Annotated in this window: 10 protein-coding genes and 2 pseudogenes; all 12 read left to right on the top strand. The window is 68.5% G+C overall.

The window, feature by feature from the left end:
- Positions 1-826 (top strand): annotated as a pseudogene (locus AOK09_RS32865) (ABC transporter family substrate-binding protein); the annotation flags it as partial.
- A gap of 204 nt (positions 827-1030) precedes the next feature.
- Complete coding sequence (gene typA / locus AOK09_RS32870; protein ID WP_055590875.1) at positions 1031-2899, top strand: translational GTPase TypA; 1869 nt, start codon at positions 1031-1033, stop codon at positions 2897-2899.
- Positions 2900-3289: 390 nt separating this feature from the next.
- Complete coding sequence (locus AOK09_RS32875; protein ID WP_055590876.1) at positions 3290-4924, top strand: peptide ABC transporter substrate-binding protein; 1635 nt, start codon at positions 3290-3292, stop codon at positions 4922-4924.
- A 103-nt stretch (positions 4925-5027) separates the two neighbouring features.
- Complete coding sequence (locus tag AOK09_RS32880) at positions 5028-5951, top strand: ABC transporter permease (RefSeq protein ID WP_055590877.1); 924 nt, start codon at positions 5028-5030, stop codon at positions 5949-5951.
- Positions 5944-6867 carry an ABC transporter permease gene (locus AOK09_RS32885; protein ID WP_079063620.1) on the top strand — a complete coding sequence of 308 codons (924 nt, stop codon included), beginning with the start codon at positions 5944-5946 and terminating at the stop codon, positions 6865-6867. The genes AOK09_RS32880 and AOK09_RS32885 overlap by 8 nt, the downstream gene beginning before the upstream one ends.
- A gap of 15 nt (positions 6868-6882) precedes the next feature.
- Complete coding sequence (locus AOK09_RS32890; RefSeq protein WP_055590878.1) at positions 6883-7911, top strand: ABC transporter ATP-binding protein; 1029 nt, start codon at positions 6883-6885, stop codon at positions 7909-7911.
- Entirely contained in the window at positions 7904-8923 is a 1020-nt protein-coding gene (locus AOK09_RS32895) for an ABC transporter ATP-binding protein (RefSeq protein ID WP_055590879.1), read from the top strand. Before AOK09_RS32890 ends, AOK09_RS32895 begins: the two co-directional genes overlap by 8 nt.
- Before the next feature lie 212 nt (positions 8924-9135).
- Positions 9136-10773 (top strand): peptide ABC transporter substrate-binding protein, encoded by a 1638-nt coding sequence (locus AOK09_RS32900; RefSeq protein WP_055590880.1) that lies wholly within the window; start codon positions 9136-9138, stop codon positions 10771-10773.
- A gap of 68 nt (positions 10774-10841) precedes the next feature.
- A complete protein-coding gene (locus AOK09_RS32905) occupies positions 10842-11765 on the top strand; it encodes an ABC transporter permease (RefSeq protein ID WP_055590881.1) in 924 nt (307 codons plus the stop codon).
- Positions 11758-12741 (top strand): ABC transporter permease, encoded by a 984-nt coding sequence (locus tag AOK09_RS32910; protein WP_055590882.1) that lies wholly within the window; start codon positions 11758-11760, stop codon positions 12739-12741. Before AOK09_RS32905 ends, AOK09_RS32910 begins: the two co-directional genes overlap by 8 nt.
- Positions 12742-12763: 22 nt before the next feature.
- A partial coding sequence (locus AOK09_RS32915) for an ABC transporter ATP-binding protein (protein WP_407675454.1) occupies positions 12764-13646 on the top strand: 883 nt, incomplete at its 3' end.
- 2 nt (positions 13647-13648) lie between these two features.
- Positions 13649-13793: pseudogene (locus tag AOK09_RS42775) on the top strand (methionine ABC transporter ATP-binding protein); the annotation flags it as partial.
- Positions 13794-13927: the final 134 nt, after the last annotated feature.

A 13927-nucleotide genomic window follows, 5' to 3' on the forward strand; every position in this document is an offset into this window, starting at 1 on the left:
CGAGGCGGTGGCCCGGCTGCTGGAGGCGGCCGGCTGGAGGGCGGACGCTCCCGCCGAGGCGGCCGGTCCCTCGGCCCTCGCCTCCCCGGCCCCGGCGACCGGGCAGGCCTCGGCGCTCCCCTCCGCCTCCACCCTTGCCCCGGTCTCCGCCTCCCCCTTTGCCTCCCCGTCTGCCTCTGCCTCCGCCTCGGCGCTGCCGTCGGCGACCGGTTCCGCCGGCGCCCCGTCCTCGGCCTCGCCGGTACCGGCCGACCTGGCCTCGCCGTCCCCGGCGGCGCCGCTCCCCGCCGGGGTCCGCACCCGGGAGGGCCGGCCGCTCACCCTGGACCTGCTCATCCCCGCCGGCTCGGCGACCTCCCGCCGGATCGCCGACGCACTCACCTCGGAGCTGGCGCAGGTCGGCATCGCCGCGGTGCCGCGCACGGTGGACGGTGCCGGCTTCTTCGCCGACCATGTGGCGGCCGGCGACTTCGACCTGGCCGTCTTCTCCTGGCCGGTGGGCGCGGGCACGGTGGCGGACGAGCGCCCGGTGTACGCCAAGCCCCAGCCGGGCCCGGACGGGCTGCCCGAGGTGGGCTTCAACTACGCCCGCACCGGCACCGACGAGATCGACCGGCTGATGGACGAGGCGGTGGCCGCCCTGGACCCGGAGAGCGCCAACCGGTTCACCCAGCAGGCCGACGTCCGCATCTGGCAGGAGGCCACCTCGATCCCGCTCTTCCAGCGCCCGGAGATCGTCGCCGTCCGCGACAATCTGGCCGGGGTCGGCGCCTTCGGCTTCGCCACCCCCCGCTTCCAGGACATGGGCTTCACCCTGAGCTCCTGAGCCGCCGCACCCAGGCCCTGCCCCGGCGGCCTCCCGGCGCCGGGCCGGGAAGCCACGGGCCTGACCCGCCCCCGGTACCTGGGCGTTTCTGCTTGGTTCACCCTTGCCCCGTACCATGGAGGGCAGCCGTGGCATGTCGAGCCCGGCAGGTGGACCGGTAGCAGGCCGGGGCGCCACGATCCGATCCGGGAGATTCCGCTCCGCATGCCCACGCGCAATGACATCCGCAATGTCGCCATCGTCGCCCACGTCGACCACGGCAAGACGACCCTGGTCGACGCCATGCTGAAGCAGGCGGGCGCCTTCGCCGCCCACCAGCACGTGGACGACCGGGTGATGGACTCCAACGACCTGGAGCGCGAGAAGGGCATCACCATTCTCGCCAAGAACACCGCGGTCAGGTACCACCCCAAGGGCGGCGGTGAGCCGATCGTCATCAACATCATCGACACCCCCGGCCACGCCGACTTCGGCGGCGAGGTCGAGCGCGGCCTGTCGATGGTGGACGCGGTGGTGCTGCTGGTGGACGCCTCCGAGGGCCCGCTGCCGCAGACCCGCTTCGTGCTGCGCAAGGCGCTCCAGGCCAAGCTGCCGGTGATCCTCTGCATCAACAAGACGGACCGCCCGGACGCCCGGATCGACGAGGTGGTCAACGAGACCTATGACCTCTTCCTGGACCTGGACGCCACCGAGGAGCAGATCGAGTTCCCGATCGTCTACGCGTGCGCGCGCGACGGTGTCGCCTCGCTGACCAAGCCGGAGGACGGCACCGTCCCGGCCGACAGCGAGAACCTGGAGCCGTTCTTCTCCACCATCCTGGAGCACGTCCCGGCTCCGGAGTACGACGCCGCCGCCCCGCTCCAGGCGCATGTCACCAACCTGGACGCCGACAACTTCCTCGGCCGTATCGCGCTCTGCCGGGTGGAGCAGGGCGAGATCAAGAAGGGCCAGACCGTCGCCTGGATCAAGCGCGACGGCACGATCCAGAACGTCCGCGTCACCGAGCTGCTGATGACCGAGGCGCTCACCCGCAAGCCGGCCGAGAAGGCCGGCCCCGGTGACATCTGCGCGGTGGCCGGCATCCCGGACATCATGATCGGCGAGACCCTGGCCGACCCCGACAACCCGATCGCGCTGCCGCTGATCACGGTGGACGAGCCGGCGATCTCGATGACCATCGGTACCAACACCTCGCCGCTGGTCGGCAAGGGCGGCAAGGGCCACAAGGTCACCGCCCGTCTGGTGAAGGACCGCCTCGACCGCGAGCTCGTCGGCAATGTGTCGCTGCGGGTGCTGCCCACCGAGCGTCCGGACGCCTGGGAGGTGCAGGGCCGCGGTGAGCTGGCGCTGGCGATCCTGGTGGAGACCATGCGCCGGGAGGGCTTCGAGCTGACCGTGGGCAAGCCCCAGGTGGTCACCAAGCTGGTCAACGGCAAGGTGCACGAGCCGGTGGAGCGGATGACCATCGACTGCCCGGAGGAGTTCCTCGGTGCCATCACCCAGCTGATGGCGACCCGCAAGGGCCGTATGGAGACCATGACCAACCACGGTTCGGGCTGGGTCCGGATGGAGTTCGTGGTGCCGGCCCGCGGCCTGATCGGCTTCCGTACCGAGTTCCTCACCGACACCCGGGGCACCGGTATCGCCCACTCCATCTTCGAGGGCCACGAGCCGTGGTTCGGCGAGCTGCGCACCCGTTCCAGCGGGTCCCTGGTGGCCGACCGTCCCGGCCCGGTCACCGCCTTCGCGATGACCAACCTGCAGGAGCGCGGCACCCTGTTCGTGGAGCCGGGCACCGAGGTGTACGAGGGCATGATCGTCGGGGAGAACTCCCGCTCCGACGACATGGACGTCAACATCACCAAGGAGAAGAAGCTCACCAACATGCGGTCGTCGACCGCCGACGTCACCGAGTCGCTGGTGCCGCCGCGCAAGCTCTCCCTGGAGCAGTCCCTGGAGTTCTGCCGTGAGGACGAGTGCATCGAGGTGACCCCGGAGACGGTGCGCATCCGCAAGGTGGTGCTGGACCAGAAGGAGCGCGGCCGGGCCACCGCGCGCGCCAAGAAGGGCTGACGCCCTCTCGGCAGTGAGCGCTGTGCACAGGCCCCCGTGTGGTCTCTCCACCGGGGGCTTTTGCACGCTCCGTGGTCGACGCGCGTAGCGCACAGTCACGCATTCTGTACGGATAACGGAGTGCACCGTCCGTCATCCATGGCAACTGTCCGTTTAGTACGTGTCTGTCTATGTGTGTTATGTCCGTTTTTCGGGATTGTTCCATAGGTCACGTAATCAAATCGAGACACATTTCGGGCGTTGTCGCCCGTTTGAGTGACGGATAGTGGTGAACGTTGTGCTCGGGTCAGGGTTACGCGCAGGGGTGCGCGCCGAACCTCGAGCGAGGAGAGGCCGACACAGTCGTCCGGCCCTCCACGTGACGGACATCTCTTTCAGGAGGGCATCCCAATGCGCGGTGCTACCCAGGCCAAGTGGGTGATGGCGGCTGCCGCCGTCGCCCTTGCTGCGACTGCTTGCGGCAGCGGCGGCGGCGGTTCCTCTTCCGGTTCGGCCTCCGGCGGCGGCGGCGTGGTGACGGCCTTCTGGGGCGACCCGCAGACCACCCTGGAGCCGGCCAACGTCAACGAGGTCAACGGCGGCAAGGTGCTGGACATGATCTTCCAGGGCCTGCAGGAGTACGACGCCAAGACCGGCAAGGCGCGCCTGGCGGCCGCCGAGTCCATCACCACCACGGACGCGCAGAACTACACGATCAAGCTCAAGTCCGGGCTGAAGTTCAGCGACGGCGAGCCCGTGAACGCCGCCTCCTTCGTGGACGCCTGGAACTACGGCGCGCTCTCCACCAACGCCCAGCTCAACTCGTCGTTCTTCGGCTACATCGAGGGCTACGACAAGGTCCACCCGGACGCCGGCAAGCCGTCCGCCAAGACCATGTCCGGTCTGAAGAAGGTCGACGACCTCACCTTCACGGTGAAGCTGACCCAGAAGTTCTCCACCTTCCCGGACACCCTGGGCTACTCGGCGTACTACCCGGTGCCGGCCAAGTTCTTCACCGACCACGCCGCGTGGGTCAAGAACCCGGTGGGCAACGGCACCTACAAGATCACCTCGTGGACCAAGGGCCAGGGCATGTCGCTGGTTCCCAACCCCGAGTACCAGGGCGACATGAAGGCCCAGAACAAGGGCGTCGACCTCAAGGTCTACACCAGCGACGAGACCGCCTACCAGGATCTGGTCGCCGGCAACCTGGACGTGATGGACCAGCTGCCCGCCACGCAGACCAACAACGCCCAGTCGGACCTCCAGGGCCGGTACATCAACCAGCCCGCCGGCATCGTGCAGACGGTCTCCTTCCCGCTGTACAAGAAGGACTGGAACACCGCCCAGGCCGCCAAGGTCCGCCAGGGCCTGTCGATGCTGATCGACCGCCCGTCGATCACCAAGACCGTGCTGGCCGGCACCTACACCCCGGCCACCGACTGGACCTCCCCGGTCCTCGGCGAGGCCGGCTACTCCAAGGACATGCTCGGCGAGTTCGGCACCTACGACCCGGCCAAGGGCAAGCAGCTGATCGAGGAGGGCGGCGGCATCCCCGGCGGCAAGCTCACCATCAGCTACAACGCCGACCGCGGCAACCACAAGCTGTGGGTGGACGCCGTCTGCAACACGATCAACAAGGCGCTGGGCGGCGGCACCTGCGTGGGCAACCCGGTGGGTACCTTCGCGTCCTTCCGCGACCAGGTCACCAGCAAGCAGATGACCGGCCTGTTCCGCACCGGGTGGCAGATGGACTACCCGACCGTCCAGGACTTCCTGGAGCCGCTGTACACCACCAACGGCTCCTCCAACGACGGCAAGTGGAGCAACAAGGAGTTCGACAAGCTGGTCGGTGAGGCCAACGCGGAGACCGACTCCGCCAAGGCCGTGGCGACCTACCAGCAGGCCGAGAAGCTCCTGGTGCAGGAGATGCCGGTGATCCCGCTCTGGTACCAGAACGCCACCGCGGGCTACGGCGCCAACATCGGCAACGTCCAGCTGAACCCGTTCAGCGTCCCGGTCTACTCGCAGATCACCAAGAAGTAAGGCCCGATGTCCCCGGGGCGGCGGCTCACCCCCGCCGCCGCCCCGGGGCCCCGGCTGCCCAGCACTCCGCTCCGACCCGGAGCGCAAAGCCACAGGAGGCCTCATGGGGCGCTATGTCCTCAGGAGACTGCTCCAGATGATCCCGGTGTTCATCGGGACCACGCTGTTGATCTTCCTCATGGTCCACGCCCTCGGCGACCCGATCGCCGCGCGCTTCGGCGACAAGGCCCCGGACCCCGTCGTCGCGGCGCAGATACGCGCCGAGTTCAACCTGGACAAGCCCCTGTGGCTGCAGTACGTGCTCTACTTCAAGGGCATCTTCACCGGCGACTTCGGCACCGCCTTCACCGGTGAGCCGGTCATCGACCTGATGGCCCGCTCCTGGCCGGTGACCCTCAAGCTCGGCCTCACCGCCTTCGTCATCGAGGCCGTGGTGGGCATCGCCCTGGGGCTGGTCAGCGGACTTCGCCGGGGCCGGCTGACCGACACCGTCGCCATGGCGTTCACACTGATCGTGATCTCCATCCCGGTCTTCGTGCTCGGCTTCACCCTGCAGTACCTGCTGGGCGTCAAGTGGGCGGTGATCCGTCCCACGGTCTCCTACGGGGCTCCGCTCAACGAGCTGATCCTGCCCGGACTGGTGCTGGCCAGCGTGTCGCTGGCCTACGTCACCCGGCTCACCCGCACCTCGGTGGCGGAGAACCTGCGCGCCGACTATGTGCGCACCGCCGTCGCCAAGGGCCTGCCGCGCCGCCGGGTGGTCACCCAGCACCTGCTGCGCAACTCGCTGATCCCGGTGGTGACCTTCCTGGGCACCGACCTGGGCGCCCTGATGGGTGGCGCGCTGGTCACCGAGACGATCTTCAACATCCAGGGCGTCGGCTACAACCTCATGCAGGGTGTGCGGCGCCAGGAGAGCGCCACCGTGGTCGGCTTCGTCACCGTGCTGGTGATCGTCTATCTGGTCGCCAACCTGCTCGTCGACCTGCTGTACGCGGTCCTGGACCCGAGGATCCGGTATGCCTGAGCTGACCAAGACCCCCGTCGAGACCGAGGTCCCCGAGACCGGCGCACTGGCCGCCGCCGAGCCGGTCCGCGAGAAGGCCCGCAGCCTCTGGCAGGACGCCTGGCGCGACCTGCGCCGCAACCCGGTCTTCATCATCTCGGGACTGCTGATCACCTTCCTGGTCGTCATCGCGATCTGGCCCGGCCTGATCGCCTCCGGCGACCCCGGCGACTGCGACCTCGCGCACTCCCTGCAGGGCTCGGCCGCCGGCCACCCCTTCGGCTTCGACCAGCAGGGCTGCGACGTCTACACCCGTACGGTGTTCGGCGCCCGAGCCTCCATCACCGTTGGTGTGCTCGCGACCCTGGGCTCCGCCGTCCTCGGCGGTGTGCTGGGCGGACTGGCCGGCTTCTTCGGCGGCTGGTGGGACACCCTGCTCTCGCGGCTGGCCGACGTCTTCTTCGGCATCCCGATCCTGCTCGGCGGCCTGGTCTTCCTGTCGCTGGTCGGCGGCTCCCTGTGGAGCGTGATCACCTTCATCGTGCTGCTGGGCTGGCCCCAGGTGGCGCGTATCGCGCGCGGCGCGGTGGTGACCGTCAAGCAGCAGGACTACGTACAGGCGGCCCGTGCGCTCGGTGCCGGCAGCACCCGCATGATGCTCCGTCATGTGCTGCCCAACGCGGTCGCCCCGGTGATCGTGGTCTCCACCATCGCGCTCGGCACCTACATCTCGCTGGAGGCGACGCTCTCCTTCCTGGGTGTGGGTCTGCGGCCGCCGACGGTCTCCTGGGGCATCGACATCTCGTCCGCCTCGTCCTCGTTCCGCAACGCGCCGCACATGCTGCTCTACCCGGCGGGTGCGCTCAGCATCACGGTGCTGGCGTTCATCCTGCTCGGCGACGCGGTGCGCGACGCCCTCGACCCCAAGCTGCGCTGAGAGAGGGGCGGCACGATGACCACGACGACCGAGAAGTCCGTGAACCCGCAGGCCGGAAAGGCAGGCACCCCGCTGCTGGAGGTGCGCGACCTGCATGTGGAGTTCCGCACCCGCGACGGTGTGGCCAAGGCCGTGAACGGTGTGAACTACAGCGTCAGCGCCGGTGAGACGCTGGCCGTGCTGGGTGAGTCCGGCTCCGGCAAGTCGGTGACCGCGCAGGCGATCATGGGCATCCTGGACTCGCCCCCCGGGTTCGTCACCCAGGGCCAGATCAACTTCCAGGGCCGGGATCTGCTGAAGCTCTCCGAGAAGGAGCGGCGGCGGATCCGTGGCGCCAAGATGGCGATGATCTTCCAGGACGCGCTCTCCTCGCTGAACCCGGTGCTGACCGTCGGGTACCAGCTGGGTGAGATGTTCCGGGTGCACCAGGGCATGTCCCGCAAGGATGCCAAGGCCAAGGCGATCGAGCTGATGGACCGGGTGCGGATTCCCGCGGCCCGGGAGCGGGTGAACGACTATCCGCACCAGTTCTCCGGGGGTATGCGTCAGCGGATCATGATCGCGATGGCGCTGGCGCTGGAGCCGGATCTGATCATCGCGGACGAGCCGACCACGGCGCTGGACGTCACGGTGCAGGCCCAGGTGATGGATCTGCTGGCCGAGCTGCAGCGTGAGTACCACATGGGTCTGATCCTGATCACCCATGACCTGGGTGTGGTGGCGGACGTCGCCGACAAGATCGCGGTGATGTACGCCGGCCGGATCGTGGAGACCGCCCCCGTGCACGAGCTCTACAAGCAGCCCGCGCACCCCTACACCCGGGGCCTGCTCGACTCCATCCCGCGGCTGGACCAGAAGGGCCAGGAGCTCTACGCCATCAAGGGCCTGCCGCCCAACCTGCTGCGGATCCCCTCGGGCTGCGCCTTCAACCCCCGCTGCCCCATGGCCCAGGACGTCTGCCGCACCGACATCCCCGTCCTCCACCCCGTGACCGACAGCCGCGGCAGCGCCTGCCACTTCTGGAAGGAGACCCTCGATGGCTGAGCCGATCCTCGAGGTGCGCGACCTGGTCAAGCACTTCCCGCTCACTCAGGGCGTCCTGCTCAAGAAGCAGATCGGCGCCGTCAAGGCCGTCGACGGCGTCTCCTTCGACCTGCTCCGGGGGGAGACGCTGGGGATCGTGGGGGAGTCGGGGTGCGGTAAGTCGACGCTGGCGAAGGTGTTGATGAACCTGGAGCGGGCGACGTCGGGTCAGGTGCTCTACAAGGGCGAGGACATCTCGCGGTTGTCGGGGCGTGCGCTGAAGGCGGTGCGCCGCAACATCCAGATGGTGTTCCAGGACCCGTACACCTCGTTGAACCCGCGGATGACGGTGGGCGACATCATCGGGGAGCCCTTTGAGATCCACCCGGAGGTGGCGCCGAAGGGGGACCGTCGCCGGGCGGTGCAGGATCTGCTGGACGTGGTGGGTCTGAACCCGGAGTACATCAACCGGTATCCGCACCAGTTCTCCGGTGGTCAGCGGCAGCGGATCGGGATCGCCCGGGGGCTGGCGCTGCGGCCCGAGGTGATCATCGCGGACGAGCCGGTCTCGGCGCTGGACGTCTCGGTGCAGGCGCAGGTGGTGAACCTGCTGGAGAAGCTGCAGGACGAGTTCGAGCTCTCCTACATGTTCATCGCCCACGACCTGTCGATCGTGCGCCACATCTCCGACCGCGTCGGCGTGATGTACCTCGGCAAGATGGTCGAGATCGGGACCGACACCCAGATCTACGACCACCCCACCCACCCCTACACCCAGGCACTGCTCTCCGCCGTGCCGGTCCCCGACCCCGAAGCCCGCGAGGGCCGGGAGCGGATCATCCTGCAGGGCGACGTGCCTTCGCCGGCCAACCCGCCGTCCGGCTGCCGCTTCCGCACCCGCTGCTGGAAGGCCCAGGAGAAGTGCGCGCAGGAGGTGCCGCTGCTGGCGGTGCCGCAGGTGCTGAGCGGCCCGGCCGCCCATGACTCCGCCTGCCACTTCGCCGAGGAGAAGGACGTGGTGGGCGCCGCCTGAACCGCCCCCGCAACGGCCCGGCCGCGCCACCCCCCGAGGATGGCGCGGCCGGGCCTTTCGCGTCACCCGCATGGCGGTGCACGTCTTTCGGGACCCGCGGTGATACGGATGTCATGGTGGACTTTGCGCCGAATATGCCCTTATGGGACACGGCGAGCAAAGGTCCGGTCTGCGGGTGGCAGACCGCCGTCCCCGTGTCGAGGGAGGCACCCATGCGCACAACCGCGCAGGTCAGTTGGATCGCAGGTGCGGCTGCCGTGGCGCTGGCCGCCACGGCCTGCTCGGGTGGCGGCGGAGGCTCCAGCGGCGGCGGGTCCGTTCCCGGTGGAGTGGTGCGGGCCTACTGGGGCGACCCGCAGAACCCGCTGGAGCCGGCCGACACCAACGAGGTGCAGGGCGGCAAGGTGCTGGACATGATCTTCCGTGGACTGAAGATCTACAACCCGGACACCGGGGCGGCCCAGAACGAGGTCGCCCAGTCGATCACCAGCAGCGACCAGCGGACCTTCACCGTCCGGATCAAGCCGGGCTGGAAGTTCAGCAACGGCGAACCGGTCAACGCCGACTCCTTCATCAACGCCTGGAACTACGGCGCGCTGGTCACCAACAAGCAGCTGAACGCCTCCTTCTTCGCCTACATCGACGGCTACGCGGCGGTGCACCCCAATTCCGGGAGCCCCACGGCCAGGACGATGAAGGGGCTGAAGAAGGTCGACGACCTGACCTTCACCGTCACCCTCATCCAGAAGTTCTCCCTCTTCCCGGACACCCTGGGGTACTCGGCCTACTACCCGCTGCCCAAGGCGTTCTTCAGCGACCCCGCGGCCTGGCTCAGGAAGCCCATCGGCAACGGCCCGTACGTGATCAGCAGCTACACCAAGGGCTCCAAGATGGAGCTCCGCAAGAGCAGCAACTTCTCCGGCCCCGACCGGGCACAGAACGGCGGAGTGGACCTGATCGTCTACACCGACGCCAACACCGCCTACACCGACCTGCAGGCCGGCAACCTCGACGTCATCGACATCATCCCGGCCGCCCAGCTGGCCAACGCCCCCTCCGACCTCTCGGGCCGCTTCATCAACCAGCCCGCCGGCATCATCCAGACCCTCTCCTTCCCGCTCTACCAGGCGAACTGGTCAACGCCCGGCGCGCTCAAGGTCCGGCAGGGCATCTCCATGGCGATCAACCGCCCGCAGATCACCCAGCGGATCTTCAACAACTCCCGCACCCCGGCCACCGACTGGACCTCCCCGGTCCTCGGGCAGCAGGGCGGCTTCTCCAAGACCATCTGCGGCCAGGCCTGCACCTACGACCCGGCCAGGGCCAAGACCCTGATCCAGCAGGGCGGCGGCCTGCCCGGCGGGCAGATGACGATCAGCTACAACGCCGACGGTGACCACAAGAGCTGGGTGGACGCGGTCTGCAACTCCATCAACACCGTGCTCGGCAACAACCACGCCTGTGTGGGCAACCCCATCGGTACCTTCGCGGACTTCCGCAGCCAGGTCACCGACAAGAAGATGACCAGCGCCTTCCGTACCGGCTGGCAGATGGACTACCCGCTGATCCAGGACTTCCTGGAGCCGCTGTACACCACCAACGGCTCCTCCAACGACGCCCACTTCAGCAACCCGCAGTTCGACAAGCTGGCCAACCAGGCCAACGCCGCCCCGAACTCGGCCGCCGCGGTCTCCTCCTGGCAGGACGCCGAGAAGATCCTCGCGGTGCAGATGCCGGCCATCCCGCTCTGGTACCAGAACGCCGTCGGCGGCTACTCCGCCAGGGTCTCGGGCGTCCGGCTCAACTCCTTCAGCGTGCCGGTCTACTACCGGATCACCGTCAAGAGCTGAGCAGCCGGGCGGGGCGGCAGGACCGCCCCGCCCAGGCCCCGCGCACCGCCCCCTCGGAGGGAAGAAGCATGGGACGCTACGTCATCCGGCGGCTGCTCCAGATGATCCCGGTCTTCATCGGCACCACCCTGCTGATCTTCATCATGGTGTACGCGCTGGGCGACCCGGTGTCCGCGCTCTTCGGCGACCGGGCACCCGACCCCGCCACCGCCGCCCAGATCCGCCACGACCTGCACCTCGACGAGCCCCTGTGGAAGCAGTACCTGCTCTACATGGCGGGCATCTTCACCGGGAACTTCGGCACCGCCTTCAACGGACAGCCGGTCACCGAGCTGATGCGCACCGCCTTCCCGATCACCGTGCGGCTGACGATCGTGGCGATCCTCATCGAGGCGGTGTTCGGTGTGCTGCTGGGAGTGGTCAGCGGTCTGCGCCGGCGCGGCTGGGTGGACACCGCGGTGCTGGTCCTCACCCTGGTGGTGGTGTCCGTCCCCACCTTCGTCACCGGCTATCTGCTCCAGCTGCTGCTGGGCGTCCGCTGGGGCGTGGCCCCCGCCACGGTCTCCGCGGAGGCCCCCTTCAACGAGCTGATCGTGCCGGGGCTGGTGCTGGCCGCGGTGTCGCTGGCCTATGTCACCCGGCTCACCCGCACCACCGTCGCGGAGAACGCCCGCGCCGACTATGTGCGCACCGCGGTCGCCAAGGGACTGCCCCGGCACCGGGTGGTCGGCCGCCATCTGCTGCGCAACTCGCTGATCCCGGTGGTGACCTTCCTCGGCACGGACATCGGCGCCCTGATGGGCGGTGCGCTGGTGACCGAGCGGATCTTCAACATCCACGGCGTGGGGTACCAGCTCTACCAGGGCATCCTGCGCCAGAACTCACCGACCGTGGTCGGCTTCGTCACCATCCTGGTGATCATCTTCCTGATCGCCAACCTGCTCGTCGACCTGCTGTACGCGGTCCTGGACCCGAGGATCCGTTATGCCTGACATCGGCCCCCACGGTGAGCCCGACGAGGTCGAACGGACGGGAGTCAACCCGGGCGGCCTCGCCATGGGGGAGGCCGACACCCTCGAACACGCCGACTACGCCCGTGCCGCCGGGCCGGGACCGGCCGCCAAGCCCCGCAGTCTCTGGCAGGACGCCTGGGAGGACCTGCGGCGCAACCCGGTCTTCATCATCTCCGCGCTACTGATCGTCTTCCTGGTCGTGATCTCCGTCTGGCCGGGTTCCATCGCCACCCGCAGCCCGCTGGACTGCGATCTCGCCAGGTCGCTGGACGGCCCGGCCCCCGGCCACTGGTTCGGCTTCGACACCCAGGGCTGCGACGTCTACACCCGTACCGTCTACGGCGCCAGGGCCTCGGTCACCGTCGGCGTCTGCGCCACCGCGGGGGCCGCCGTCGCCGGCACCGTGCTGGGCGGCCTGGCCGGCTTCTTCGGCGGCTGGTGGGACGGGCTGCTCTCCCGGATCACCGACATCTTCTTCGGCATCCCCATCCTGCTCGGCGGCCTGGTGCTGCTGTCGGTCCTCCCCAGCACCACCATCTGGACCGTGGTGGGCTTCATCGTGCTGCTGGGCTGGACCCAGGTCGCCCGGATCGCCCGCGGGTCGGTGATCACGGCCAAGCAGAACGACTATGTGATGGCAGCCCGGGCGCTGGGAGCGGGCAACGCCCGTATGATGCTTCGTCATGTACTGCCCAACGCGATCGCCCCGGTGATCGTGGTCGCCACCATCGCGCTGGGCACCTATGTCGCCCTGGAGGCCACCCTGAGCTATCTGGGCGTGGGCCTCAAGCCCCCCACCGTCTCCTGGGGCATCGACATCTCGGCGGCGGCGGGCTACATCCGCAACGCCCCGCACATGCTGCTCTATCCGGCGGGTGCGCTCAGCATCACCGTACTTGCGTTCATCATGCTGGGCGACGCGGTGCGCGACGCCCTCGACCCCAAGCTCCGCTGAGTTGGAGGAACCGTTGAGCGACATCTACGACCTCGTCGACGAGACCCCGCGTGACGGCACCGCGGACGCTGCGGGGAACCCGCTGCTGGAGGTGCGCGACCTGCATGTGGAGTTCCGCACCCGCGAGGGCGTGGCCAAGGCGGTCAACGGTGTGAACTACAGCGTGCGGGCCGGTGAGACGCTGGCGATCCTGGGGGAGTCCGGGTCCGGCAAGTCGGTGAGCTCCCAGGCCGTGATGGGGATCCTGGACTCACCGCCGGGGTTCGTCACCGAGGGAGAGATCCTCTTCCAGGGCCGGGATCTGCTGAAGCTCTCCGAGAAGGAGCGGCGGCGGATCCGTGGCGCCAAGATGGCGATGATCTTCCAGGACGCGCTCTCCTCGCTGAACCCGGTGCTGACCGTCGGCTTCCAGCTGGGTGAGATGTTCCGGGTGCACCAGGGCATGTCCCGCAAGGATGCCAAGGCCAAGGCGATCGAGCTGATGGACCGGGTGCGGATTCCCGCGGCGAGGGAGCGGGTGAACGACTATCCGCATCAGTTCTCCGGGGGTATGCGTCAGCGGATCATGATCGCGATGGCGCTGGCGCTGGAGCCGGATCTGATCATCGCGGACGAGCCGACCACGGCGCTGGACGTCACGGTGCAGGCCCAGGTGATGGATCTGCTGGCCGAGCTGCAGCGTGAGTACCACATGGGTCTGATCCTGATCACCCATGACCTGGGTGTGGTGGCGGACGTCGCCGACAAGATCGCGGTGATGTACGCCGGCCGGATCGTGGAGACCGCCCCCGTGCACGAGCTCTACAAGCAGCCCGCCCACCCGTACACCAAGGGTCTGCTGCAGTCGATCCCGCGGCTGGACCAGAAGGGAGAGGAGCTCTACGCCATCAAGGGCCTGCCGCCCANNCGCCTTCAACCCCCGCTGCCCACAGGCCCGGGAGATCTGCCGGGTCGAGGTGCCGCCGCTGTACGCCGTGACCGAGCCGGACGGCACCGAATGCCCCGGCCGGGGCAGTGCTTGCCACTTCTGGGAGGAGACGGTCCGTGGCTGAGGCGATTCTGCAGGTACGGGATCTGGTCAAGCACTTCCCGCTGACCCAGGGCATCGTGCTGCGCCGCCAGGTGGGGGCGGTACGGGCGGTGGACGGTGTCTCCTTCGACCTGTTCCGGGGGGAGACGCTGGGGA

Source organism: Peterkaempfera griseoplana (genome assembly GCF_001418575.1).
GTDB classification, from domain to species: Bacteria; Actinomycetota; Actinomycetes; order Streptomycetales; family Streptomycetaceae; genus Peterkaempfera; species Peterkaempfera griseoplana.